Source organism: Brevibacillus parabrevis (assembly GCF_022701015.1).
In the GTDB taxonomy this organism is placed as follows: domain Bacteria; phylum Bacillota; class Bacilli; order Brevibacillales; family Brevibacillaceae; genus Brevibacillus; species Brevibacillus parabrevis.
Map to the genome: position 1 here is coordinate 5,357,812 of NZ_CP064090.1, position 26,367 is coordinate 5,384,178.

The 26,367-nt window shown below is 54.4% G+C and carries 23 protein-coding genes; 12 read left to right on the top strand and 11 right to left on the bottom strand.

The genetic code is table 11. The features are described from left to right. The first annotated feature begins 3 nt into the window (after positions 1-3). From nikB to IRJ17_RS24680, 9 genes are all read left to right on the top strand, one after another. On the top strand, positions 4-924 hold the full coding sequence (gene nikB / locus IRJ17_RS24640; protein WP_122963096.1) for a nickel ABC transporter permease: 921 nt from the start codon (positions 4-6) through the stop codon (positions 922-924). 12 nt (positions 925-936) lie between these two features. After that, positions 937-1,959 carry an ABC transporter ATP-binding protein gene (locus IRJ17_RS24645; protein WP_122963095.1) on the top strand — a complete coding sequence of 341 codons (1,023 nt, stop codon included), beginning with the start codon at positions 937-939 and terminating at the stop codon, positions 1,957-1,959. Between the two features lie 4 nt (positions 1,960-1,963). Continuing rightward, positions 1,964-2,953 carry an ABC transporter ATP-binding protein gene (locus IRJ17_RS24650; protein ID WP_122963094.1) on the top strand — a complete coding sequence of 330 codons (990 nt, stop codon included), beginning with the start codon at positions 1,964-1,966 and terminating at the stop codon, positions 2,951-2,953. Between the two features lie 95 nt (positions 2,954-3,048). Continuing rightward, positions 3,049-3,843 (top strand): sensor histidine kinase, encoded by a 795-nt coding sequence (locus IRJ17_RS24655; protein ID WP_122963093.1) that lies wholly within the window; start codon positions 3,049-3,051, stop codon positions 3,841-3,843. 5 nt (positions 3,844-3,848) lie between these two features. After that, positions 3,849-4,553 (top strand): response regulator transcription factor, encoded by a 705-nt coding sequence (locus IRJ17_RS24660; protein ID WP_122963092.1) that lies wholly within the window; start codon positions 3,849-3,851, stop codon positions 4,551-4,553. Beyond that, a complete protein-coding gene (locus IRJ17_RS24665) occupies positions 4,550-5,866 on the top strand; it encodes a sodium:solute symporter family transporter (RefSeq protein WP_122963091.1) in 1,317 nt (438 codons plus the stop codon). The genes IRJ17_RS24660 and IRJ17_RS24665 overlap by 4 nt, the downstream gene beginning before the upstream one ends. 64 nt (positions 5,867-5,930) lie before the next feature. Continuing rightward, the gene (locus IRJ17_RS24670; protein WP_122963090.1) at positions 5,931-6,824 is read left to right on the top strand and encodes a DMT family transporter; all 894 of its coding nucleotides are present in this window, start codon (positions 5,931-5,933) and stop codon (positions 6,822-6,824) included. 99 nt (positions 6,825-6,923) lie between these two features. After that, positions 6,924-7,370, top strand: a complete 447-nt coding sequence (locus IRJ17_RS24675) for a hypothetical protein (protein WP_242772170.1) — start codon at positions 6,924-6,926, stop codon at positions 7,368-7,370. Positions 7,371-7,443: 73 nt separating this feature from the next. Beyond that, positions 7,444-8,322, top strand: coding sequence for a phosphotransferase family protein (locus IRJ17_RS24680; protein WP_122963088.1), 879 nt, complete (start codon positions 7,444-7,446; stop codon positions 8,320-8,322). Positions 8,323-8,327: 5 nt separating this feature from the next. Here the strand turns inward: IRJ17_RS24680 and IRJ17_RS24685 are convergent, their stop codons facing one another. From IRJ17_RS24685 to IRJ17_RS24710, 6 genes are all read right to left on the bottom strand, one after another. Beyond that, positions 8,328-9,161, bottom strand: coding sequence for a carbohydrate ABC transporter permease (locus tag IRJ17_RS24685; protein ID WP_242772172.1), 834 nt, complete (start codon positions 9,159-9,161; stop codon positions 8,328-8,330). Then, a complete protein-coding gene (locus IRJ17_RS24690; RefSeq protein ID WP_242772175.1) occupies positions 9,162-10,112 on the bottom strand; it encodes a carbohydrate ABC transporter permease in 951 nt (316 codons plus the stop codon). A gap of 17 nt (positions 10,113-10,129) precedes the next feature. Further along, on the bottom strand, positions 10,130-11,269 hold the full coding sequence (locus tag IRJ17_RS24695; protein ID WP_423751932.1) for an ABC transporter substrate-binding protein: 1,140 nt from the start codon (positions 11,267-11,269) through the stop codon (positions 10,130-10,132). Positions 11,270-11,646: 377 nt separating this feature from the next. Beyond that, complete coding sequence (locus IRJ17_RS24700) at positions 11,647-12,963, bottom strand: serine hydrolase domain-containing protein (RefSeq protein ID WP_242772178.1); 1,317 nt, start codon at positions 12,961-12,963, stop codon at positions 11,647-11,649. A gap of 56 nt (positions 12,964-13,019) precedes the next feature. Continuing rightward, the gene (locus IRJ17_RS24705; protein WP_242772179.1) at positions 13,020-14,111 is read right to left on the bottom strand and encodes a DmpA family aminopeptidase; all 1,092 of its coding nucleotides are present in this window, start codon (positions 14,109-14,111) and stop codon (positions 13,020-13,022) included. 26 nt (positions 14,112-14,137) lie between these two features. Further along, the gene (locus IRJ17_RS24710; RefSeq protein WP_242775327.1) at positions 14,138-15,073 is read right to left on the bottom strand and encodes a dipeptidase; all 936 of its coding nucleotides are present in this window, start codon (positions 15,071-15,073) and stop codon (positions 14,138-14,140) included. A 148-nt stretch (positions 15,074-15,221) separates the two neighbouring features. Here IRJ17_RS24710 and IRJ17_RS24715 point away from each other — a divergent pair, with 148 nt between their 5' ends. Next, positions 15,222-16,112 carry a LysR family transcriptional regulator gene (locus IRJ17_RS24715; RefSeq protein WP_173596184.1) on the top strand — a complete coding sequence of 297 codons (891 nt, stop codon included), beginning with the start codon at positions 15,222-15,224 and terminating at the stop codon, positions 16,110-16,112. A gap of 709 nt (positions 16,113-16,821) precedes the next feature. Here IRJ17_RS24715 and IRJ17_RS24720 read toward each other — a convergent pair. Then, on the bottom strand, positions 16,822-17,982 hold the full coding sequence (locus IRJ17_RS24720) for an MFS transporter (RefSeq protein ID WP_242772180.1): 1,161 nt from the start codon (positions 17,980-17,982) through the stop codon (positions 16,822-16,824). Positions 17,983-18,098: 116 nt separating this feature from the next. Between IRJ17_RS24720 and IRJ17_RS24725 the strand changes: the two genes are divergently transcribed. Together IRJ17_RS24725 and IRJ17_RS24730 are read left to right on the top strand one after the other, a co-directional pair. Further along, positions 18,099-18,989: a LysR family transcriptional regulator gene (locus tag IRJ17_RS24725; protein ID WP_122963080.1), complete on the top strand. Its 891-nt coding sequence runs from the start codon at positions 18,099-18,101 to the stop codon at positions 18,987-18,989. Positions 18,990-19,152: 163 nt separating this feature from the next. After that, positions 19,153-20,118: a DHH family phosphoesterase gene (locus tag IRJ17_RS24730; protein ID WP_242772181.1), complete on the top strand. Its 966-nt coding sequence runs from the start codon at positions 19,153-19,155 to the stop codon at positions 20,116-20,118. Positions 20,119-20,212: 94 nt separating this feature from the next. On the opposite strand, the gene IRJ17_RS24735 is transcribed toward IRJ17_RS24730, so the two are convergent. The 4 genes from IRJ17_RS24735 to IRJ17_RS24750 all read right to left on the bottom strand — a co-directional run bounded on the left by IRJ17_RS24735 (position 20,213) and on the right by IRJ17_RS24750 (position 26,304). Next, on the bottom strand, positions 20,213-21,169 hold the full coding sequence (locus tag IRJ17_RS24735) for a Gfo/Idh/MocA family protein (protein WP_242772182.1): 957 nt from the start codon (positions 21,167-21,169) through the stop codon (positions 20,213-20,215). Between the two features lie 117 nt (positions 21,170-21,286). Beyond that, on the bottom strand, positions 21,287-24,391 hold the full coding sequence (locus IRJ17_RS24740; RefSeq protein WP_242772183.1) for an efflux RND transporter permease subunit: 3,105 nt from the start codon (positions 24,389-24,391) through the stop codon (positions 21,287-21,289). Further along, positions 24,384-25,523: an efflux RND transporter periplasmic adaptor subunit gene (locus IRJ17_RS24745; protein WP_242772185.1), complete on the bottom strand. Its 1,140-nt coding sequence runs from the start codon at positions 25,521-25,523 to the stop codon at positions 24,384-24,386. Before IRJ17_RS24745 ends, IRJ17_RS24740 begins: the two co-directional genes overlap by 8 nt. Before the next feature lie 211 nt (positions 25,524-25,734). Further along, positions 25,735-26,304 carry a TetR/AcrR family transcriptional regulator gene (locus IRJ17_RS24750; protein WP_217021930.1) on the bottom strand — a complete coding sequence of 190 codons (570 nt, stop codon included), beginning with the start codon at positions 26,302-26,304 and terminating at the stop codon, positions 25,735-25,737. Positions 26,305-26,367 lie beyond the last annotated feature (63 nt).

Genomic DNA, 26,367 nt, shown 5'->3' on the forward strand with positions numbered 1-26,367 from the left:
TTCATGTTTGTCTACATTGTTCGTCGCCTGTTACAGATGATTCCCGTCCTGCTCGGTGTCATTCTGGTTGTGTTCTTGATCATGCAAATGGTTCCCGGCGATCCGGCTGTCCTGCTCGCTGGTGAAGGTGCTTCTGCAGAAACGATTGCCAAAATTCGCACACAGCTCGGGCTCGACCAGCCTGTCATGGTGCAATACTTCCATTATGTAACGGACGTCATGACCGGAGATTTGGGTACGTCCCTGCGCTCCAACCTGCCTGTCTTCGACGAAATCATGGCTCGCCTGCCAGCAACGATCGAGCTTGCCATTGCCAGTATTTTTGTCACCGTCGTACTCGGAATGGTCGCGGGGATCATCTCGGCTACCAAGCAGTATTCCGCGGCTGACATCACAATCATGATCGTCGCCCTGCTCGGCGTCTCGCTGCCAAGCTTCTGGCTCGGTTTGAGCCTGATCTACTACTTCTCGGTCAAACTGCAATGGTTCCCGGTCGCTGGCTGGGGCACGTGGAAACACATGGTTTTGCCCGCGATCACGCTCGGAACAGCCGGGGCTGCCATCGTAGCGCGGATGACCCGCTCCAGCATGCTCGACGTCGTACGCCAGGACTACATCCGCACAGCGCGGGCAAAAGGCTTGCGTGAACAAGTGATCGTTTACAAGCACGCGTTGAAAAACGCCCTGATCCCGATTATCACCGTTGTCGGCTTGCAGTTCGGGTTCCTGTTGGGCGGTACGGTTCTCGTCGAATCCGTCTTTGCCATCAACGGTTTGGGCCGTCTGATCGTCGACGCGATCCGCATGCGCGATTTGCCTGTCGTCCAGGGCGGCGTACTGATCGCTTCCGTCATCTTCGTGTTCGTCAACCTGCTCGTCGACGTACTGTATCGCTACTTCAATAAACGAATCGATCTGAACTAAGGAGGGAGCACCATGCCAGGACAACAAGAAAAAATACTGGACGTTCGCAACCTGCAAACGCACTTTTTCACAGATGATGGCGTCAGTAAAGCCGTGGATGGCGTTGATTTCTCCCTGAACAAAGGAGAAACGCTCGGTCTGGTAGGCGAATCCGGCTGTGGAAAAAGTATCACCTCGCTTTCGATCTTGCGTTTGATTGCCAGCCCTCCGGGAAAAATTGTAGGAGGAGAAATTTTGTTCAAAGGGCAAGACTTGATTGCCAAATCAGAAGCCGAGATGCGCAAAATTCGCGGCAACGAAATCTCGATGATTTTTCAGGAGCCGATGACATCGCTCAACCCGGTGTACACGGTCGGCGAGCAAATCGCCGAGGTGCTGCGTCTGCACCAGAACATGGGCCGCAAAGAAGCGTGGGAAAAAGCGGTCGACATGCTGCGCCTCGTCGGCATCCCTTCCCCGGAAAAACGCGCGACCCAGGAGCCGCACGAGTTGTCCGGCGGGATGCGCCAGCGCGTCATGATCGCGATGGCACTCGCTTGCCGCCCGGAAATTCTCATCGCGGATGAGCCGACGACCGCGCTCGACGTGACGATCCAGGCGCAAATTTTGGAGCTGATGAAAAAGCTGCAGGCCGAAATGGGCATGAGCATTATCATGATTACCCACGATCTCGGCGTCGTCGCAGAGACGTGCGACCGCGTCGCTGTCATGTACGCCGGAAAAGTCGTCGAGTACACGACCGCCAAAAACTTGTTCGAAAATCCGAAGCACCCGTATACGATCGGTCTGATGAACTCCCTCCCCCGTCTGGACGAGGATGTGGAAGAGTTGGTGGCGATCAAGGGCAACGTTCCAAGCCCCTTCAACATGCCAACTGGCTGCCGCTTCGCCCCGCGCTGCCCGCATGCCACTGAACTGTGCCACTCCAAGCTGCCCGAGCTTTTGACAAGCGACGACGGAAGCAAGGTACGCTGCTGGATGTACACGCCTGAATGGGATGGCGCCAGCAAGACTGCTACAGAAATGGGGGTATGACGTCATGATGATGACAGCCGATCAAACGAAAAAACCACTGCTCGAAGTCCAAAACCTCAAGCAGCACTTCCCGATCAAAGGCGGCATCTTGGGCCGCACCGTCAATCACGTCAAAGCGGTTGACGATGTCAGCTTCACGATTTTTGAAGGCGAAACGCTCAGCATCGTAGGCGAATCCGGCTGCGGAAAATCGACTACCGGACGCGCCATCCTTCGCCTCGATGAACCGACAAGCGGCTCGGTATTTTTCGAAGGAAAAGACTTGCTCGCCATGTCCAAATCGCAAATGCGCAGCATGCGCAAAGACTTGCAGGTCATCTTCCAGGACCCGTTCGCATCGCTGAATCCGCGTCAGTCCGTGGCGCAAATTCTCGGCGAAGCACTGGCGATCCAAAACATCGTCCCTGCCAACCAGCGCCGGGAGCGCATCATTGAACTGCTCAGCCACGTCGGTCTGCGCCCGGATCAAATCGATCGTTTTCCGCACGAATTTAGCGGCGGGCAGCGGCAGCGGATCGGGATTGCCCGCGCCCTGGCGATGCAGCCCAAGCTGATCATTTGCGACGAAGCGGTGTCTGCTCTCGACGTTTCGATTCAGGCACAAGTGCTGAATCTGTTGAAATCCCTGCAAAAAGAGTTCAAGCTGACCTACTTGTTCATCTCGCATGACCTTGGCGTCGTTCGCCACATTTCTGATCGCGTGATGGTGATGTATCTCGGCAAAGTCGTGGAAATCGCCGACAAGAAGTCGCTGTTCGACAGTCCGCAGCATCCGTATACACAGGCGCTTTTGTCCGCGATTCCGGTCCCGGACGTCAGCAAAAAGCAAGAACGGATCATCCTGCGCGGAGACGTGCCTTCGCCGATCAATCCACCGCAAGGCTGCCGCTTCCATACGCGCTGCCCGCTCGCGGTCGAGCGCTGCAAGACAGAAGTTCCGGCTCTGACCAACGTACACAGCACGCATCAGGTTGCCTGCCACCTCGTGCCGTAAGAGACATTAAAATTTTCTAAAAAAGCAAGCGAGCCTCAAGCGGCATGATATGATGGTAACTGCAAAATCAAAGACGACCATACAGAAGGGATCTCATGATAAGCTTCGAAGGTTTCACTCTGCTCATTCTGTTGTTCATTTTGGCTCCTATTATAGGAGCTATTGCTTTATTGTTTTTGTTCATTTTTGAAAAGCGCATCGACCTGCTGGAAAACAAAAATGTGAAGATCGAGCTGGAAAAGGAGCTTCAGCAAGCGCTCTACAATCAGCTGAACCAGCAAATCCAGCCGCACTTCCTGTTTAATACATTGAATGTCATCCTCAGCCTGGCACGGCTCAACCGGACAAAAGAGCTGGTGAGGGCTCTCGAAGTCCTCTCCCAGTTTCTCAAATTCAAGTACAAATCGACGGAGCCGTTGATTTCACTCGCCCGGGAGATTCAATACACCGAGCAGTACCTGGAGATTCAAAAGCTCCGCTTCGGCCACCGACTGCACATTACTCTCGAATGCGCGGACGATTTGCTCACCGCCTCGATCCCTCCGTTCGTGCTGCAAACGCTCGTGGAAAATGCGTTCAAACACGGGCTGGAGCGCAAGATGGGCGACGCTGTTTTGCAAATCCACATCAGCCGCCAAGCAGACGATGTCTTGCTCGTCGTCGCAGACAACGGCTCTGTTGACCTCGCCGCCTTCGAGCATGAGAATGGAACAGACAGCGAAGCCGAACAGCCGCATGAGAAGAGCGGCCACGGCTTGGACAACATCCGGCGCCGCCTTCACCTTTGCTTTGGTGATCACGCACAATTACAGCTAGAAAGCTCATCTGAGGGAGGAACGCGTGTGATTGTTCAATGGCCGTGTATTTTTGAACATGTTGATGTGAGGTGAACAAGATGAACGTACTACTCGTGGATGACGAACCGTTGGAGCTGGACCAGCTGGAATACTTGATCCAGCCCATGTTCCCCTTGTGGAATTTGTACAAGGCCGCTGACGGCAGCCAAGCCATGGCGATCAGCCAGAAGGTGCCTCTTCATCTCGCCTTTCTGGACATCAATTTGCCGGGGAAATCCGGGCTGGCGCTCGGCGAGGAGCTGCGTGCCCAGCATAAAGAGATCGAACTGATCATCGTGACCGCTTACCAAGATTTTCATTACGCCAAACAATCCATCCGCCTCGGTGTCGTCGATTACATCACGAAGCCTGTCATCGAGAGCGAGCTGGTCGAGATTTTGAACAAATACCAGAAAAGTCCTGCCTTGTCCGCCTACACCCGGATTATTTCCGATGCGATGAACATCATCCACCAGAAATTTGCCGAAAAGCTCAACCTGGCTGACCTCGCGGCAGAGGTGCACATCAATCCGACTTATCTCAGTCGACGGTTTCATGAGGAAGTCGGCGTTTCGTTTTCCGAGTACCTGATGCAATACCGGATTCAGATGTCCAAAAAATTTCTGATCGGCCATCCGGAATGGAGCATCTCGACCGTAGCGGAGCGCACAGGCTTCAACAGCCAGCACTATTTCAGCACCATCTTCCGCAAGGTGGTCGGGAAAACTCCCAAAGAATATCGGGACAAGGGGAATGTATTTTGACGTATTTATCCTTTCGCGAGTACGTGCTGGGCGCAGCCAAAATCGGGATCGGACTCGGAGCCGTCTCCATTCTTGCCCGCTGGGTGACTGGCAACACCATTTTTGGCTCACCAGAGGCGCTCGTCAAATACGGCATCTTCGGCGGGATCGGCTTCGCCTTGATGGGGGCAGTCGCCCTCTGCTTCTTCGGTTTGCTCGGCCGCCGGGTGCGCCGGGAATTTTCCGAAGGCATGACCATCGGCGATTACTTGCAGGGCAAGCTGCACCCTTTTGGCTACTGGCTGATGATTATTTTGTTGCTGCTGACGACGATCGAAGCGATGTTTGTCCAAGGGATGGCTGGCGGCGTTTTGCTGAACATTTTGTTCGGCTTGCCTATCCCGCTCGGTCTGCTCTGTTTTTTTGTGTTCTCCGTCCTGTTTGCCGGCATCGGTGGAATCCGCTCGATCCACCGCTTTGCCATCGTGCAGATTGTGATTACATTTGCTGCGGCGATTCTCATTCCGGTTTACTTTTTCATCGGAAAAGGCGTCGAGCACGTCTACAACGGCTTGCGGCTGTACCATCCGTATTTGCTCGTGGCAAGCAACAAGGAAGGGCTGTTGTTTATCGTCACGGGGCTGTTGATCGGCTTCGGACAAGTTTTTTCCGACCAGGCTTCCTGGCAGCGGCTGTATATGATGGAAGAGAAAAAAATCGTCCCGACCTTTTTGCTGTCCGGACTGATTTTCGCCACGGTGCCGCTGGCCTTTTCGTCGCTAATCATCATCGTCATTTTCACGGGCGGCTTTGACGACATCTACTCGCTCATGTTCGACCTCGTCCGCAAAATCGATTCGATGTTTTTGCTTGTCCTGTTCGTCCTGTGCTCCTTCGGTGCGATCATGTCCGCATTCGGAGCCGGGCTGCATTCCATGATCAGCCTGATGGTCAACAACGTCTATCAGCTGTTCCGCCCGCGTGCAACCGAACGGCAAAAAATTCGCACGGGCTACATGCTCGCCATCATGATTGGCGCGGTGTCTTTTGGTCTGACGAGCTATTTCAAGCCGACCTTGCTCGACTTGCTGTTTTTCTTCGGCATCATCTACGCCTCCCTGATTTTGCCCTTGATCGTCATCGTCTGGTCGCGGGGGAAGGCATCCAATTTCATTTTGATCAGCGCTGTGGTAGGACAGGCAGCAGGGTACGTCAGCAGAGCGTTTGTCGATCCGATGAAAGCGATCTGGATCGCTTCTTTTGCTACGGCCTTCTTCCTGGTAGGCTACCTGAGCATCACCTGGCTGTGGAGGCGCTACTTCCGCACGGCGTAACGCCTGCAAGCCCTTACGCTGCTGGTGCTGGCTGGCGCTGATCGCACAGGAAGGAACGAATGTCATGCTGCGATCTTACTTGCTGCTCATTTTTTGCGTCACCGCCTGGGGCAGCAATTTTGTCTTTGGCAAAATGCTGGTGGCGGAATTTTCGCCGCTGTTTTTGTCTGTCATGCGTCTGCTGTTCATCGCGCTGTTTTTGTTGATCTGGGCAAAAGGACGACTGACGATTCCGAAGCTGTCACGGCGCGACTGGCTTTTGGTTGCGACTCTCGGCATTGTCGGCGTCGGGATTAACCAGTGGTCGTTTTACAAAGGGCTGGTGACGGCTGATCCTACTACTTCGTCGCTGATTTTGGCTTTGACTCCGGTAACGACTGCGCTGCTCGCCGCCCTGTTTTTAAAAGAAGCGCTGACATGGCGCATGGGGCTTGGCGCTGTCATCGGTACGGCTGGCGTTCTGTTCGTCATTTACACAGGGGCCGAGCTGCACTTTGACGTCGGCATTCTCTGGATCGTGCTGACGATGCTGACATTTGCCGTCTCGATCATTCTCGTCCGCATGCTCGGCCACCGACTGCCTCCGCTCGTGACCACGCTTTTTTCCAACCTGATCGGATTCGGCGCGCTGCTGCCGTTCGTCTTCGCCAGCTTGCCGCAAGTTGCCTACAGCACGCAGTTGTCTTCGTGGATTTTGTTGTTTGTGACCGCTGTCATCATGCACGGCATCGTCACCTTGATCTGGAACAGCCAGCTGCAAAAAGTCGGAGCGGCCAAAGCCGCGATGTTTTCCAATCTGGAGCCGTTTATCGCCATGCTGTTCGGCTTTTTCCTGTTGGCGAAGCCCGTCACGCTCATTCAACTGTTTGGAGCGCTCCTGATCATCGCAGGCGTTACGCTAACCACCACTTCCAAAGAGCCGCGCGATCATAAGTCCGCTTCGCCTGTTTCTTCGTGACATTTTCATTTCATACAAAAACAGTCGGAATTATGGTTGAGTTTTACAAAAGCAGAGATTATACTAGACAGTACATGCAAAGATCGAGGAGGGCTGTTCATGTCTACGGTTAAGCTGTCCCAATGGGAGACGATGCTTCTGGAAGCCGCTCGTGCCCATGGATTTGTCGATGAAGAAATCATTCACAGGCTGAGAACGGGCGATTCGGAGCCTTTCGCTGATGTGGAAGGCGGCAAGTACGATTTCTCTCCCCTCTTTCAACTGTACCAAAACGATTCTGCTGCGCTGGAACAAGCCATTCGCGACGGCTATCAAATCAAGTTCACGACGATAAACGGGATCAAGTTCCTGTTGAATAAGCGCTATCAGCTGCTGGCCGAGCAAGATTATGAGGTAGAGGAAACGGCACTGAGCCAGGTTCGCTTGTCAGTTGAAGCGCTCGACTGGATGCGCAAGACGATCTCCAGAAACTGGCGAGTCGTCGAGCAGGAAAAGCTCGCGGGCGGCAAGGAAACGGTGGTCCGATTCGAGCTGGCTGCTTCCTGAATGCGAAAAGAGCACTTTCCACGCGGGAGAGTGCTCTTTCTTTTTCACATCACACGCTGAAAGGAGAACGGCTATGAATGAACAAAGCTGCATACGCGCCATCCAGGATGCCTATCCTGATTTCATTGTCCACTCTCTCGTTCGCAATGAGATCGGACAAAACAACGATGTGTGGATCGTCAACGGCGCGTACGTGTTTCGCTTTCCCAAGTACGCGCTGGGCATTCGCCAGTTGAAAAAAGAAACAGCCGTGTTGCAAGCGGTCCAGGATAGCGTTTCCCTGCCGATCCCCGCTCCGGTCTATCGTTCCTTCGTGCCGGAGGAGCCTGGTAAAGTCTTCACTGGCTACCCGCTGCTACGCGGAGAGCCGTTTACGCGTGAAGCGTTTGCGCAAGCAGCCCGTCACAATCAGCTCCCTGCCATCGCCGCCCAGCTCGGGCGATTTTTGCATGAGCTGCACTCTTTTCCGTATGAACAGCGGCTCCCTGAGCTTGTTTCCGACTCGGTTGGCATGGCAGACGAGCTGACGGAGCTTTACGACCGAATCGTCTCCCGGCTGTTCCCGGCCATGCGCGAGTCGGCCAAACAGGAGATTGCTGAACGATTTGAGACGTATCTGGCTGATCCTGCCCACTTTGCGTTTGCGCCGCGGCTCATTCATGGCGACTTCGGCACGACCAACATTTTGTACGACGCGCAAAAACAGCGGATCACGGGCATCATTGACTTCGGCGGAGCAGGCATCGGCGACGCGGCTTACGATTTCGCCGGACTCGCCGCGAGCTATGGCGAGAACTTTTTGTCCTGCCTGTCACCGTGGTACCCCGATCTGGATTCCGTCCTCGTCCGCATGCGCTTTTATCGCAGCACGTTTGCCTTGCAGGAAGCATTGTTCGGCATCGAGCAAGGGGATGAACAGGCGTATCGGGCGGGGATGCGGGACTATGTGTAGCGTCTTCATCCTTTCACGGCTCCTTGCGTCAGCCCCTCCACCAGGTACTTTTGGCAAAAGGCAAACAACAGCATCGTCGGGATGACAGACAGAACAGTAGCTGCCGACATCGCTCCCCACTCGATGTCGTACTTTTTGATGAAAGCGTTCATGGCGACCGGGATCGTCTTGACCGACTCTTCATCGATGAACAAAACGGCCATGATCAGCTCGTTCCAGCATTGCACGAAGGCAAAAATGAACGTGGCTGCGATACCGGGGAGCATGATCGGCACGATTACGCGAAACAACGCGCTGATCCGGGAACAGCGATCCATCATGGCCGCCTCTTCCAACGCGTTCGGGATGCGTTGAAAAAAGCCGGACATGATGATCGTGCAAAACGGAATCAGCATGACGGTGTAAATCAGGATTAAAGAAAACAGACTGTTCAAAATATGCATTTTCGACATCATGACATAGAGCGGCGCCATCCCGATGAAGATCGGAATCATCTGTGTGACGAGAAAGCCGAACATGACCTCTCTTTTGCCCCGAAACGAAAAGCGGGCCAGAACGTACCCGCCAAGCATGGCGATCACGACGACAAGCGCCGAAGCGAACAGCGATACGAGAAAGCTGTTCCAGATATAGACCTGAAAATGCGAGATGCGAAAAATCTCCACATAATTGAGCAACGTCACCTCATCGGGCCAGTAGCGGATCGGCAACGAGAAAATTTCTTTTTGCCCTTTGAGCGACGTGATGACAATCCAGTACAACGGAAAAATCGCAAAGGCCAAAAATCCGCCCAAGACAACTACCCGCGCTGTTTGCCACCATATGTGATCGCGCTGCATCTAGAAATCCCCTCCCTTCTCCATGCGGGTCGCCTTGACGTAAAACACGGTGAACACCAGAAGGAGCAAGACAATGATGCCCCCTACAGCCGAGGCTTGCCCGTAATCCTGTCCGAAAATGACTTTATCGATCATATACGTGGCGAAGATGTGAGTCGAGCCTGCCGGACCGCCATTGGTCATCGCGTAAATGATGTCGGGAAAATTCAAGATCCAAATGACCCGAAGAAGAATCGTCACCAGCATCGTCGGCAAAATGTAGGGCAAGGTCACGCTCCAAAACTGCTGGATGCGCCCCGCGCCGTCCATCGCTGCCGCCTCGTACAGCTCCTCCGGGATCGATTGCAGGGCAGCCAAAATCATGATGGCAAAAAAAGCGACACCGTACCAAATGTTTGCGATGATCACGGCCGCAAGCGCCCATTTTCCATCGGCCAAAAACGGGATCGGGGCAGCGATCAACCCGCTTTTCACCAGCAAGTCATTAATGACGCCAAATTGCGCATTGAACATCCACCGCCAGATCAATCCGATCAAAAACCCGGACATCGCCCACGGAAAAAACACAAACGCCTGATAGATGCCTCTCCCCCGGAAACGGCGGCGCATGAACAACGCCAAGGCAAAGCCGAACAGCAACTGGAAGAACAGCGAGACAGCCACCCAGTAAAAGCTGTTCAACGCCACGCGGGGAAACTCCGGGCTGGTCAGGACAGCGAAGAAGTTGTCCAAGCCGATGAAGCGCACATCCAGCAAATTAAACAGCGTGTAGTTTTGGAAGGACATGATGATGCCGCGCAGCAGCGGATAGTAAGTAAAAATGCCGACAAACAATACCGCTGGCAGCAAGCAAAGGCAGATGAAAGCTCCTTCCTTGGACAGCCGAAACGGCTTTTTCGGTGGCGAAACGAATGGTTCTTTCGCTACGACGATGGGCTTCTCTGTTTGCAAGACCGCTCCCCCCTCGTCTATTTGCGCTCAGCCCGCTCTTTTGTCCAATACTCGTCCCACTTTTTCAGCAAGTCTTCCGCAGAGAGCTGATCGAGCAAATAGCTCTGGATTTCCTTGTCTGCCGCGCTTTGCCACGCTCCCCAGCCTTTGTAGTCGACAGGTCTGGATACATCGATGAATGTTTGCGGCTGCTGGTTCATCTCAATGAACGGCTGGAAGTATCCGGTTTTGTAAAACTCGTCTTCCGCTGCGCTTTTTACCACAGGAATGACAGATGTTTTCTTGGCGAAGTGGGTGCTTTGCTCGGGGTCAGAGAGAAATTCGATCAGCTTCCATGCTTCCGCTTTATGCTTGGAGTATGCTGTCATGCCCCAGCCTGGTCCGCCTACCACTTGCTGGGCTACACCTGATGGCCCAATCGGCAAAGGGGCGGTTGCCCATGTTCCTTCCTGCATTTTTTCCTTGGCTCCATCGATGACATCGGGGTCTTGGATCAGCATGGCCGTCGAACCTGCCACGAAGCCTTGCACCATCTCCTGGAAGCCCCAGCTTACCGAATCGGGCGGCGATATTTCTTTGTACAGCTGCTTGTAGTAGCGCATTGCCTCCAATGACTCCGGGGTAGAAAAAAGCGTCCGGCCGTCTTTCAGGAAAAAAGCAGAGGACGGATCGACCTCGGTGCCGTTGTAGGCCCACATCGCAATCAAGGCGTAGTCCCACCCGGTAGGGCCTCCCCGGAAGCTGTACCCGTAACGGTTTTTGGCCGGGTCGGTCATTTTTTTGCCCGCGGCCAACAGCTCAGCCCACGTCTTGGGCGCTTCGATGCCCGCTTCCTTGAACCAGTCCGCCCGATAGTACAGGACGCGCTGATACAAGCCGTTCGGAATATAGTAAGGGGTGTTGTCGACCCAAGTGGCGCGGCGTTTCGCCACATCGGTCAGCTGGTCGTAATTGCTCCATTTTTCCGTGTAGGGCTTCAGATTTTCAATAAAGCCGTTCATCGAGAACTGCTTCGCATTGAACTCACGGACCTCCAGCACATCAAGCTCTTCTTTTGCCATCAGCATTTGCGTAATTTTTTGATCGGCCCCCTCGAAAGGCGGGGAGATCAGGTCTACCTTGATGCCCGGGTTTTTCGCTTCAAACTGGGTCAGCATTTCCTTCAGAAGCGCTGTGCGCTGCGGACTGGTAATGCTCTCGACCATCTTCAGCCTGACTTCTTGTCCAGCTTGCTCTTTCGCGCCATCTGGCTGCGCTTGGCCGGAATTGGCGGCGGGCTGACTACACCCAACCAGCAATGCCGTGGCGATACTCACTTGGAGTGCCGCAAATATCCAGGATCGAACTCCCATACACGAACCCCCTCTACTTTTGGAAGACAGTTCGTATTATAGTAAATATTCAGAATTATTAGTTTTAAAATTTTTACCAATATTTTCACTTTCTTTACTCTTTTTCGCTGCAAAGCAAACAGCCCGTTCCACGACTTACTTCTCCCGTGAAACAGGCTTGCGAATGCAGCTTTTGCAAAAGACTATTCGACGCGTTGCAGCATCCTCATCCCGAGCAGCACAGCCCAGGCTCGGCGATCCGCCTTGAAGAAAAAGCGCAGCGGCAGCTCGCTGTCTGTAAAGATCAATGTATCGCTTGCGGCAGCGCGCAGGGCAAACTCGGTGCCTGCCACATCGGCGACGGGCACGCCCTCCCTGACGAAGAGCCGCAGGTGCCCGCCTTCTGCGCAAGCGTACGTCCCGACAAGCTTGTCCAGCTCCTCGCCGTCGATCTGATACAGCGGCGCGTCTGGTTCCTTGTGGGCAAGCGGCAAGCCCAGCGCCGCGTTTACCGCTGCCAGCCATACTTTGCGGATTGGCACGTTTTCCATGTTGGACAGCACGACACAAACCACCCCTTTTTCCGGTACAAAGCCGAAATTGGACGACACGCCTGGCTGCCCTCCCCCGTGCTCGACCAGCGTGACCCCCGCGTAGTCCGTTGTCGTCTTGAGCGCATATCCGTACCAGGCGTCTTTCGTCAGCCGATGGACGGGCTGCCACATCGGCGCAAGTCCTGTGGCGGGCACGATTTCCTGCTGTTGATCGCGTCCTCCGCCTACGTACAGGCTTCCATACGCAAGCAAATCCTCCACGCTGGAACGAATGCCGCCGCCAACCTCGTAGTTGCCGAGCGTCGGCCAGGCAACCTTTGTCATCTGCTGGTTTGCCCCTCGCCGCGCATACGGGGTAGAGACATTGGACAGACGCGCGACTTCCTCCAGGCTGAACGTAGAGCGGTGCATGCCAAGCGGCTCCAGCAGCCGTTCCGTCATATAACGGCGGTACAGACGGCCCGTCACTCGCTCGATGATCGCCCCAAGCAGCAGGAACATGTCATTGGCGTAGCTGAAATACTGTCCTGGCTCGCCCAGCGCGGCAAATTCCACGTGAGCCAAATAATCGAGATGCTCGTGAAACTGGATCAGCTCTTCTTTGCGCAGCAGCGGCGGAACGCCGGAGGTATGGGACAGGAGATGGCGAATCTGGATTTTGCCCGCATCGCAGCCTGTCAGTCGGAACGACGGCAAGTATTTGTTGACCGGATCATCCAGCGACAGCTTTCCTTCGTGAACAAGCTGCATGATCGCCGCTGCCGTAAACGACTTGGTGACGGAAGCGATGCCGAAAACCGTTTCGGGCGTAACAGGCTCTTTTGTATCCAGATCGCGCACGCCAAACCCTTTGGCATAGATCGTTTGTCCGTGAAGAGACAGCGCCACGGCAAGGCCAGGGACGCTGTGCTCTTCCATGAAAGTTTCTATGTAATGCGCAAGCTCTGTCGTTTGCAGTCGCTCCATAGCCGTCCTCCATATTGTTGGGATAAATGAGATCGTTCTTGCTGAAGCCGACCTTTTTACAAAAGCGGGGTCGGCAGCGCGTGCACCGTGCGCCCTTTTCTGCCATTCGTCGTGACTGCCTGGGACAGCGAGTTGTAGATCGCTTCCTCCGTCGCCTCTGCCGCCGCCGCAAACAGCTCGTTCATGATCGGGTGATCCTCGCGAAGCTGTACGCGCGTCTCGATATGCGCGTCTGTGTTGTGCGGAATTTTCTGTGCGGTGGAAAAGGCAATGACGATGTCGCCGCTCCCGTGCCCGAAGTGACTTCCCGTACGCCCCAGCCCGATTCCTGCCCGCTTGGCGACGCGCAGCAACTGCCGATCGCTCAGCGGCGCGTCCGTAGCCAGTACCATGATGATCGAACCGTCCTCTTTGCGCTCGGTTGCCTGTTTGTCCGTTTCTGTTTCGTCGGCGTTGGTATTGCTGTTGGCAAACAGCCGGTGGCCCAAAAAGTCGTCCTTGCTGCCAAAATTGGACAGCACCAGCGAACCGAGCGTGTACTTCTGCCCATCCGCCGCCACGACCCGTGAAGACGAACCGATTCCGCCTTTGTAGCCAAAAGCGATCATGCCCGTTCCTGCTCCGACCGCTCCTTCCTCTACCGCTTGCTCCGAAGCGTTTTCAATCGCCGCCACTGCGTCTTCCGGCCGTACCACGCATCGGCGGATGGAGTTGAGATGCCCGTCGTTGCACTCGCCGACCACGATGTTGACCGTTCCTGTCGTATCGCCGATTTCTTCGTTGGTAGCCAGCATGTATTGCAAGGTGCCCTGTGTGACAGCTGGCACCGAAAACGTGTTGGTCAGCATGATCGGCGATTCCAGCACCCCCAGCTCGTTTACTTGCACAAGCCCGGTCGTCTTGCCGAAGCCGTTGATGACGTAGCTTGCAGCGGTCACCTTTTCGCGGAACAGACTCCCTCCGTGCGGCAAAATCGCCGTCACTCCTGTACATGCGCACTCCCCGTCTGCCAACTCGTGCTGAATCGTCACATGCCCCACGCGGACACCTGCCACGTCTGTCAGATCGTTTTTTTCGCCTGTAGGCAGCTTGCCGACGGCAGCTCCCCATTCGCGAATTTTTCCTCTGTTCTTTTCAGTGCGGTCCATGGTTACTCCTCCTTGCGCTTTTTTGCTTACACTGGACGGTTGCGCAAAAAGTTTTCGTAGGCGAACCCGCGCACTTCATCCTCTTTGTATCGTTTGAGCAGTTCATTGATCAAATTTTGGCTCATGCCCGCATGCTCCAGTCCGACGACTTTGGCAGAAATCCCGTCGAAATCGGAGCCTAGCCCGATGTGGCGTACTCCGCCGAGCGAGCAAAAATGGTCGATATGCCGGATCAGATCGTCGATTGTCGGCGGCGTCGACTCGTTAATGAACATCGTGCAGTAGACGACGTGGACGTTGGCTCCTTTGGCAAACATCGCCTTTGCCTGCTCATCGGACAGGTTGCGGGGATGGCCGCAAATCGCCTGCGCATTGGAATGGCTCGCGATCGGGTATTTTGCCAGCTCCAGCGTCTCCCAGAAGCTGCGCTCACACAAATGCGAAACATCTGTCAAAATTTTTCGTTCATTGTGAAACTGGATCAGCTCTTTGCCAAACGCGGTCAGCCCGCCCTTCCGTTCTTCCAGCACTCCATCAGCCGCCAAGTTCGCCAAGTTCCAGGTAAGCCCAACAGAACGCACGCCCAGCTGGTACAAAATGTGCAGCTTTTTCAAGTCGTTGCCGATCGGCTCGACCCCTTCGAGTGTCAACATGGCTCCGATCTCACCGTCGCCGAGCTTGTCCAGATCGCTCCAGTCGCGAATCTGTTTCATTTCCGGGTGTTTGCCGAGCACTTCGGCGTAAAAGTAATGAATCTGATCCAGCGCGCACTGGAACCGGCTTTCCGACGGCAGATCGGGTGGCGTGAAAATCGCGTAGCTTTGCACCTTTACGCCGCCTTCGTGCAGTCTGTTTCTGTTCACATCGAGCTTGTCGGAATCGGTGAAGGAGATGCTGCCCTTTTCCTCCCACAGCTTCAACAGCGCATCGCAATGCAAATCGATAATCGGCATTCCCATCATTCCCTGCATTCCCATCATTCCTCGCTCTATTTTCTCTGGTCGAACTCTACCTAATTCTCTCATTTTACGGTAATGTATTTTTAAGTGCGATTCCAATGAATTTTTGCTATAGGCATCTTCAAAATTTTGCATAATGGAGCCTACCCCTATGAATATGGAACAACTGGAAGCGTTTATCTTTGTTGCCTTGACCGGGAGTTTCAGCAAAACAGCAGACCTGTTGTACCTTTCCCAGCCGACCGTCAGCATGCGGATCAAAGCGCTGGAAACCTCGATGGGCTGCAAGCTGTTTCAACGCACCGGACATACGATCTCGCTGACCAAAGAAGGCGACTTGTTTTTGCCCTACGCGAAAAATATCATGAACACACTGCAAGAAGGCCAACAGGCGATTCAGCGGTCGCAAGGCGACGTGGAAGGCGAGCTGACCATTTCGACCGTATTCGTTTCGGCCTTCTACATCTTGCCGGATCTCGTGGAACAGTTTCAGCAGCTGTACCCGAAAATCAAGCTGACGATCCTCACGGGACATTCTCATCAGGTGCTCGATATGGTGCTCAACCACGAGGTTTCGTTCGGCATCGCCAGAGCGGTCAACCACCCGCAGATCAACCGGATTCAACTCATGTCCGACGACATGGTGCTGGCGATTTACCCTGAGCATTCGTTTGCCTATCGCCATCAGGTGTCGATCGAAGAGGTGGCGCGCGAACGGCTGATTTTGTTCAACCGCGGCTCTCTGGACTGGAAGCTGATCAACAACGCGTTCAGCCATTTTCAACTGCAAAACAACGTGGTCATGGAAGCGGACAACATCGAGGTCGTCAAGCGGATGGTGAAACAGCGGCTTGGCATCGCCTTTTTGCCGCGCTTTGCGATCAGCAAGGATTTGAGTGACGGGGAGTTGAAGGAAGTAGATGTCCTCAACCTGCCGCAAATCAACCGCAATTTTGAGCTGATTTACTTGAAAGACACGCCTGTGAACGGAATCATGCGGACGTTTATCGATTTTTTGATGCAAAACAAGGCGTTGCAGTGAGGGATATACCGTTGGCAAAAGGCTTCGGCACGTTTTTGTGCGCGAGGCTTTTTCTTTTTGGGTGGCTTCGGTTGAATGGGGAGCGCTTGGGAGGATGCTTTGTGGATTGCGTCATCGGTGCTTTAGGCGTGGCGATCGGGGGTTTCAAGGAAAAGGCTGAATGCATAAAAGCTTGCTTGGGCTGAATCTTTGTAGTTTGCGTCATCGGTACTTTAGGCGCGGCGATCGGGGGTTTCAAGGAAAAGGCTGAATGCATAAAAGCTTGCTTGGGCTGACTCTCTGTAGTTTGCGTCATCGGCACTTCCGCCGTGACAAGGTAAAATCGAAACCATGATTAAGGTTTTTCTTGAAGTCGGTTGCGTCATACAACGCATCTATGAAAAAGGATTGTCTACTTCCCGCACTGAATTTCCCCCTGATCAACCATCACGAAGCTCATCCAGAAATTTCCTCCTCCGCTTAACTTTCAACAAACAAACTCCGCCCAAAGCTAAACGTTGGCCGAGGAAACAGGAGAAACAAGCGGCAGGGCTTTCGGACTCCTCCCAGCCGGAGGCGAAAAAGGAAAACGGCTTTTAAGCGGCAACGTGAGCACACTTCTTCGAACACACTGCTTTTGCCGCGGTTTTCCTTTTTCACCGCAGGCGGCCAGTCTAGGCTTCTCCGCAAGAGGCCAGGTGCCCTGCGGCGGTTTCTCCTGTTTCCTCCCCTATGTCGCCACCGTCCTTTTAACCACCTGCTTCCGCCCGCCGAGCCTGCTGATCGACCAGAGCAGACAGCCGATGATGAACAGCATCACGATCAACCCAACCGTAAAATTGCCAAAAACATCCACAGTCAACCCAATCAGCATCGGCCCAAGACAGCCGAGCATGTAGCCGCCGCATTGCATTGCCGCTGACCAGGAAGTCGCTTCCGCAGCGCTCTCCGCTTCCTGAATCGGGATCAAAAGCGCCAGCGGGAACAGACCGCCTGCCCCGATTCCGAGAAACACGGTCGCCAACCACGGCGACAGGTGAGCGAGCAGCAAAGCGACGCCGATCAGCTCGGACAGGGCACAGATGACGAGCCACAGATTGCGTTTGCCCGTGCGGCTGACGATGACCGGGACGAAAAAGCTGACGGGAATCTGGATGATCGTAAACAACGTCAGAACGAGTCCCGACTGCTCGTGGCTGATTCCTGCCGATTGCACGAGCGGCGCCAGCCAGGCGGTAATCATGTAAAACATCGATGACATGCAACCGAAAAACACCATGCTGCTGCCCATTCGCCCATTTTTCACCCGCAAGGAAGGCCGTGTCAGCTCCGATTTCGCCGCTTTTTCTTTCGTCAGCGGAAGCAGCAGCCCCGCCGCAATCACCGCCAAGCCTGCCCAGACGCACAGCGCATATTGCCACGACTGGTGCAGCCCTTCAAAAATCGGAATCGACAAGCTCGAAGCGACCGCCGCCCCGATGACCAGCGATACGGAGTAGATGCTCGTAGCACCCGGCCTGCCAGGAAAATGCTTTTTGATAAAGCCTGACAAAAGCGGGCCTGCGATGCCGATGCCAATTCCGGAAATCAGGGCAGTCGCCAGCAGGCTGACGCTGTCGTTGACCGCCGCCCGAAACGCCGTAGCCGCAAAAATCATCACCATAGAGACAAACAACGCTCGCTCCAGCCCAAAACGCTGGCTAAGCGTGATCGACGAAAGCGCAAACAGCCCCATGCACAAGACCGGAAGCGTCGTAATCAGGCTGGCGGTCACGCCGCTCATGCCCAAATCCTTTTGAATGATGTCAAGCAACGGTCCTACAGACGTAATGGACGGCCGCAGGTTCAGCGACAGAAAAAACACGACGAAACCCAAGTAAAAAAACTTCACGCAAGCACTTCCTTCCTCAGTCCTTGAATGAAGTGTAAATGCCGGATTATAATAGATCAATTCTATTTTTTCTATACAAACAATAGTTACAGACTATGTATAAAGGAGCGGAAGCGATGGAATTTCGCCAGCTGCAATACTTTCTCATGCTGTGCAACGAACTGCATTTTTCCGAAGCCGCCTACAAGCTCGGCATCACCCAGCCGACATTGAGCCAGCAAATCCGCGTTCTGGAAGACGAAGTCGGCGTCCCCCTGTTCGACCGCATCGGGAAAAAAACGGTAAAGACAGAAGCCGGAGAAATTTTGGAGCATCACGCCAGACAAATCGCGCAGCAGCTTGAAAATGCGAAAACAGCCATCGCAGACTTGACCCGCCTGCATGCCAGCCACTTGCGCATTGCCGTACTGCCCTCCGACCTGGACTATCGGCTCACCTCTTTGCTCATCGACTTTCATAAGCAATTCCCGCAAACCAAAGTGCAAGTGTTTCCTTCCATCGACATCGTCAATCAGGTGTTGAACATTGAAGTCGACCTGGGTGTCGGTCTGTCCATGCCCGCCGTGCCTGCCGACCAGCGCTTGACCCGCATCCCGTTTTACACGGAAACGTACAGTCTCTACGTCCATGCCGACCACCCGCTTGCCGAGAACGAATTTGTGTCTGCCGACGATTTGCGCACCATCCCGTTTGTCATGTATCCGAAAGGCTTTTACGGCAGAGATTTGATCGACAGATGGGGGCTGGAATACGGGCTGACCGTTGAGACGATCATGGAAACAGGCTCTGCCACCTCTCTGCTCCAACTCGTTCACGCCGGAATCGGAGCTACGATCCAGCCCAGCCGCCTGATCGAAAGCTTCCCCTCGCTCAACATTCGCGCGATCGAGATCAAAGATTCGCCGATCCGGGAAATGGTGATCATGTATCGCAACGACAAGTACATGAGTGTGGCCGCCAAAGCATTCATCCATAAGCTGGAAACGTCTTTTCGCACCTTTCGTTAGCAAGCGCAGGCGGACTGCTTGTTCATCAACGAACTTCAGACGACACATACTTTTGAAAAATGGCTCGGCTCGCCCTCCCGCTGGTTCGAACACAAGCCGAAAAGGACATCCTAAGTGGTAGCTTCGCTATCCCACAAAAAGCCAAACACAAGGAGAGCCTTCAATGCATCAGCCAGCCATCATCCATTTCACCGACAAGGACCTCGACGGAGAATCGTGCGCCATCCTGAGCCGAATCGCCTATGCCGGCCAGGAAGTCCTCGTCCGCGGCGTATCTCCGTATACCGTCAGCCAGGAGATCGAGACGTTCATCGAGCAGGAGCTTGCCCCCGGAATGTCCGTTGTCATTACCGATGTCAGCGTCAACGAAAAAGTAGCCGCCCTGATTCAAAAACAGGTCGCGCGCGGGCATTCGTTCGTCCTGATCGACCACCACCCCACGGCGCTGCCGCTGTCAGCCAAGTACGACTGGGCGAATGTCGTGGTAGAGGAGGCGGGGAAAAAGCCCTCGGCCACAAGCCTTTACTACGACTACTTGATCCAAAAGGGCGCGCTTGCGCCTACCGACGTGCTCTCCCACTACGTAGAGCTGGTTCGCGCTTTTGACACGTGGGACTGGGAGGCGAGCGGCAACGACCAGGCGCATCAGTTGAACCTGTTGTTTTACTTGGCAGAACGGGAGACTTTTGCCGATCAAGTAATCGGACGATTGCGCGGGGAAGGCGGCGACACGGATCAGTTTGTGTTCACGGAATGGGAGTCGATCCTGATCTATGCGGAGGAACGCAAAATCGCTGCCTACGAGCAAAAAAAGCTGCGGCAAATGAAGCGGCTTCCGGTCGACATCGACCTGGACAAGCCGAAGCAGTACACAGTCGGGGTCGTCTTTTTGGAGCAATACCACTCTACGACGGGAAGCTTTTTGTGCAAAAGCGACGAGACAATCGACTTTGTCGCCATGCTCGATCCGGGAAAAGGCCGGATCAGCCTGCGCACGAACCGCGATGACGTCGATCTCTCTGTGATCGCCGCCCATTACGGCGGTGGCGGACATCCAAAAGCGGCGGGCTGCTCGTTCACAGGGCTGACGTTGAAAACGTTCGTCTACCCAGCCCTGCGCGTCCATTAAACGCAAAAAATCCCCTCCGGTCATCCACGTCCGTCCCAAGCTGTTACGAGACGAACGCGGACGCTTCCGCGAGGGGATTTTTCCTGCCTTACCGTTACGCGTGACCCAGCAACGCTTCCAATACTTTCTGCACTTTTACACCTGTCTCAAACGTAACCAGCCTGGCTTCCTTGCCTTCCAGAGCCAGCGACAGCTCATCGAGCAACAGCGACAGACGATCCTGCTCGGGCACGCCCGCTGCCTGAGGGGCTTCATTGTCTCTTCCGACAAACAGCTTGCTCCAGTTGACCACACTGAGCGTGCCTTTTGTACCGTAAATGCGGTAGTCCAAATGCTCCTGATGCGCGATACCCGCCAGCCCGTTGATCGTCACAGGCGTGCCGTCTGCCAGGCGCAAGAAGGCAGATACGCCTGTTTCACACGCTTGCGGATCTTCCGGATAGTCTACCTCCGAGCGGATCACCTGCAAGTCGCCAAACAAAGCGTACGTCAAATGGGTAAAATGCGGCAAAACCTCGCGGATGAAGCCGCCCTGCTCCCGACCGGACAGCCACGGCGTCTGCTGCCACGGGCGCGGCCATGTATGGAAATGAGTCAAAATGTCGATTCTGCGCACATCGCCGATCTCCTCCAGCCTGCGGCGCAGCTCCGGGAAAATGCCCTGATAGTAGAGCGGGAAATTCATCGCGTGTACGACACCTGCGTCTTTCGCTGCGGCCAGCATTTCCTCCGCTTCCCCAAGCGAGTTGGCGAGCGGCTTCTCGCACAGCAAATGCTTTTTGTGAGCCAGCACGTCCAAGGCAATCGCGTGGTGGAATTTTGGCGGAACAGCCAGATAGATGCAATCCAGCTCTTCTTTTGCGAGCAATTCCTTGTAATCGGTGTACCACGGCACGTCTCCGGATTTTTGCGCAGCCTCCTGGGCTCTTTCCGCCGAAACGTCACTGACTGCCGCTACACAAAATGTTTCGTGCGTGCGAATGGCGTTCATCATTCGTTCGCCCATGACTCCTGCGCCGATGACGCCCACTTTCCACTTGCTCTGGTTCATCTGTCTTTCCTCGCTTCCTGATGAAGTACGTCTTTTTTGCACCTCCCCCATTTCTCCATTTGTCTGAAAATTCCTTGTAAAAAAACGAGATCGCGCAAAAAAGCTTTGCCAAAACCGCTACACGCAAGCCGGAGCCTCTTGCTGCTTCTCCACCCGCTCACGCTTCTTTTCCTTTTGCAGCGCCACGACGGTATAAAGCGACGGCACGACAATCAAAGTTAAAAGCATCGAGAACAGCAGCCCGGAAATAATCGTGATGGCCAGCGGTTTGAACAGCACGCTCCCGGAAATCGCCATCGGCGCAAGGCCAGCCACGGCCGCAAAAGTCGTCAGCAAAATCGGGCGCAGCCGCGCTTTTCCTGCGCCGATCACCGCGTCTCGCAACCCCATGCCAGCGTGCCGTGCTTCTTCGATGAACTCGATCAGGACAATTCCGTTTCGCACGACAATTCCGGCCAAGGAGATAAACCCGGCTACTGTCATGAAGCCGATCGGCGTGTCGGTAATGAACAACCCGATCATGCTTCCGGCGATCGCCAGGTAGACTGTGCTCATCACCAAAGTCGGTATCGACAAGGAATTGAACTGCAACACAATCAACAGGAAGATGAGCAGCACAGCCACCACCGCGAGCAGCCCCAAATCGGCCAGCACGTCGCCTTCCTCCTCCGATTCACCCGTCACATTCCATGCGTAACCATCCGGCATTTCGACGTGTTCCAGCTTTTGCACCAGCTCGCTCATCACGTCATCCGCCGTGCGCCCCCGCACATCGCTCGTAATCGTGACACTGCGGGACATATTGTAGCGGGGAATGCTCTGGATGGACAAGCTCGGTTTCATTTCCGCTATTTGCGCCACCGGAATGAGCTGCCCTTGGCTATTCGGAACCGTAAGCTGGCTAAAAAGCTGCTGCGGAGTCATGTTCGCCTGATCAGCCAGCAAAGTCATGTCGATCAGCTTTTTCCCGTTGTCAAACTGTCCAACCGGGATGCCTTGACTGATCAGACGCAACGTTCTCGTCAAATCCGCTTCATGGACCAGCGCCTTGTCCATTTTCCCCTGCTCCACCTGGAATTGGAGGGAATATTGCGCATTCCCGAGCGTGTCATTGATATTGTAAGTTCCTTTCGTCTCTTTAATCATCGCTTTGACTTCCTCGGAAATCGCATACAGCTCGGACAAGTCATTTCCATACACGCGAATGGCGACCGGGCTGCCCGAATACATGCCCGCCTTCACGCTGTACGGAATGATATTCGCCTCCGGGTACAGTTCTTTCAGCTGCACAGTCCACGGCTCGACGACTTTGCGCGCATCCATCTGCGTATGGTCAAAGACGACGACGAGCTGCGCCATGTTTTCGCCTGTTCCGATCGACGGGGCACTCGTGATCATCTGCGGGGCAGCTCCCCCGACGAAGGCAGCCACCTTTTGAATGTGCGGCTGTTTGACAATCCAGTCGCTGGTGCCTTGGACGATCCGGTCGGTTTCCTGCAAATTGCTGCCGATCGGCATGTTTATGTTGACAATCATCTGCGGTCTGTCGTCATCCGGGAACAGCTGGATCGGAATAAACGCAGCCAGTCCGTAAAAGGCTGTAGCGACCAGCACCCCGATCACTCCCGTTTTCAACGGGTTTTTCAGCATCGCCGGCATGACTCGATCTCCGTACCAGCGGGTCAGCGCATCGATCTGCTTGCCCAAAAGTCCGGCTGGCTTGCGGTCTGCTGCCGTTTTTTTCGCGCGCTTGTTTTTTCGTCTCTCGTTCCACTCCCGGTAAATCGGGATGAGCGAGAGCGACATGATCATGGAGGCGGTCATCGTGAAAATGATGACGACTGGCACCGGAAAAATGAACTGCCCGGCATCGCCTGTCAAAAAAATGATCGGGCCAAATGCGCTGATCGTGGCAAATGTCGCCGTGACAATCGAAACGGCAACCTCTTTCGTGCCAAGCACGGCTGCCGTATACGGTTCTTCTCCAAGCACGGACAGCCTGCGCTCAATGTTGTCATTGACCACAACGGCGTCATCCACCAAAATCCCGAGAACGATGATCATGCCAAAGACACTCATCTGATTCAGCGTGATCCCGAGCAAAGGGAGAACAGCCATCCCTGACGCAAGCGAGATCGGGATCGCGAGGGCGACCATCATCGAAGTCGTCAAGTTCAAGCCGAGCCTGCAAACGAACAGGACGGCCACAATCGCGATCAGCATTTCATGCAACAGCTCGGAAAACAAACTGTCGATCCGATCCATCTGGGCGTAAACCGTTTCCTTTTTCGCCCACAAAGGCAGCTGCTCTTCTAAAGAATGCAGCTTCTCGTCGACCGCGCGCTGGACGCTCGGGACGTTGCTGCCCAGCTCGGCGTTGATGCTGACCGTGACGGCGGGCTTTCCGTTGTAGTACGTCTTGTATTCCACCCGTTTCGTACTGTCCAAAATCGTGGCGACATCTTGCAAATAGACGGGTACCCCCTGAGCAGTACGGGTCACGACCACTTTTCCGAGCGAAGTCGGATCGTAGCTGACAGGCATGGTCAGTTGGTATTGGCGTTTGTCGACATGTATGTCTCCGAGTGGAACCGTCTCGTTTTTCGTTTGAATCGCGTTCATGACTTGCGCCCAAGAAATGCCGTAATGCTGGAGCTTTTGCGCCTGTACGTTGACTTTCACTTCCTGCTCGGGCAATCCGAGGATCGAGACATCGGACACGCCCGGAACGGTGCGCAGCTGATCCTTCCACAGGTCGAGCGTATCGCGCAATTGCACGATTTGTTCAAAAGAATCGGCGGTAATTTGGAACGACTGGATGAAAGTGCGGCTCATGTCATCATTGATGATCGGCTGCTCCGCCTCTTCCGGCAGGTCGGCTTCGGCGTCCTTCACTTTTTTCCGCATGTCTTCAAACACGGCTTTCGGTTTGGCATCATTTTCCGTCTGTACGGTAATGATCGACACCCCTGAACGCGACTCGGAGTTGATCGACTTGATCCCTTGCACTTCATTGATCTTCTCTTCCAGCTTTTTCGTGACGGTCTGCTCGATTTTTTGCGGAGTCGCTCCCGGATAGACCGTAGTCACTGTCGCGGTGCCGACGATGATGTCAGGCTGCTCCTGTCTCGGGAGCGAGAACAAGACGTAAATCCCCATCAAGATCAGCATCGCAAAAAAGACGAGCGTGATTTTTCGCTTCTTGATCAAAAATTCAATCATGCTTCACGCCTCCTTTGACAGTGACCTGATCCCCGTCGAGCAAGCGGTCTGCCCCGTCAGTGATCAAGACATCGCCCGCCGCTATCCCTGCTGTAATTTCCAGCTCGTTGTCGACATACTCCCCCAGTGTTACCGTCGTCTTGCGGGCTTTTCCTTCTGTCAAAAGGAAGACATAAGGTTCAGACCCGCGGCTGAAAACAGCTTGGGTCGGAATAAAAATCGCTGCTTTTTGCTCCAAGGTTCGTTTCGCACTGACCACTTGCCCGGCAAACCAGTCTTTGGCGGCATTGTCGACCACCACTTCCACGCCGATCGTGCCCGTCTGTTCATTCGTAGCCGGATAGATGTTCGTCACTTTGCCTTTGCGCTTGTTCCCGTACAGCGCAAGCTCGACCTCGTCGCCTGCCCGCCAGGATGAGATGTCTTTATCCGGCACAGGCAAAACCGTTTTCAGCTGCTGGATGTTGCCGATGCGATACACGGGAGCACCCGGGCCTGCAAGCTGACCGACATCCGCCATTTTTGCCAGTACGGTTCCGGCAAAAGGCGCTTTCGCCTCGGTTTTCGCCAGTGTCGCCGCCGCCTGATTGCGTGCTGCCATCGCTCCTTGATAGCTCGCCTGCGTTGCGCTCACATCTTCCGCGCGCGCCCCTTCGACGACCAGAGAGTAGGTCGCTTTTGCCTGGAAAAGGTCTTTTTCCGCCAGCTCCCGCGCATTTTTCGCCCGTTCAAACTCACTTTGCGAGATCGCCCCATTTTTATGTAGCTGCTCCATGCGGCGGTAATCGCTCTCGGCCTGCTGCAAAGAGATTTGCTTCGCTTCAACCGCTGCCTGCGCTTGCTGGACTTCTTCCTTGCGGGAGCCGTTTTTCACTTTGGCCAATTGGGCGTTCGCGCCGTTTGCTTCTGCGTTTGCCATTGCGAGCTGGAGCGAGTAGTCCGTGGTGCCAAGCACCGCCAGAACGTCTCCCTTTTTAACCGAATCCCCCTCCTTGAACGGCATCCGTTTGATTTCCCCGGCAATTTCAAAAGCAACCGTCACCTCTTCTACAGGAGCAAGCGTGCCCGACAGCTCGCTCTCGGTACGGACAGTCTTCGTTTGAACGCCGTTTCGTTTCCACCACTTTTGCATCCAGCCGGGTTTCCACGCTGCTTGCAGGCTGCTCCCCTGTTGTGCAAGCCGTTCCCACCAGCACAAGCGAGAGGAGCGCTACACTTCCCGCCGCTTTCCTGATCCATGCATTCATGTTCTCTTCACTCCTGCTTAATTAGGTACATGTCCAAGCGATGTCGGTTTTACGGAATGAATATTCATTCCGTTTTGTTCAAAAGAAAGATCAGAATCAATGAATTCTGATCGCATCCCAGCAAGCCTCTTCCACGCCTGCCAGCAATTCCGGTGTTTCCTCGATCTCGCCCGCCCGGCAAGACTTGTACAGCGATATAAACGCACCGTCAATGATCGCGATCAATGCGTCGGCAGGCAACGGACGAATGATTTCGTTTTTCTTCCCCTGGTCAATGAACTCATAAAAAAACGTGCGCAGGCGCATGTAAGCTGCCTGGCTTGCTTCGTCCAAATAGTAGCCATTGACATGGGAATCGACAAACAGCAAGGCCGTGAGATTTTTATTCGCATAGCTGACCAGCTGCTTGGCAATATGAGCGAATTGCTTGCGCGAATCATGCGAGTCGTGCGGATAGCCCTGGTTCAGCGTCTCCAGCACATCGTTGACGCACTCTTGAAACAACGTGTTAACCAGCGCTTCCTTGTTTTCAAAATAGCGATACAGCGTCCCGGCGCCCACGCCTGCTTTGTCGACGATCATCGGAACAGTCGTGCCGTCGAAGCCTCGCTGTTCAAACAGAACCATCGCCGCTTCCAATATTAACTCCCGCTTTGTCTCAGACATGCCAGACCTCCTCACTTCGGAATGAATGTTCATTCCGTTTTGATTGTAATCAATTTCTCCTGA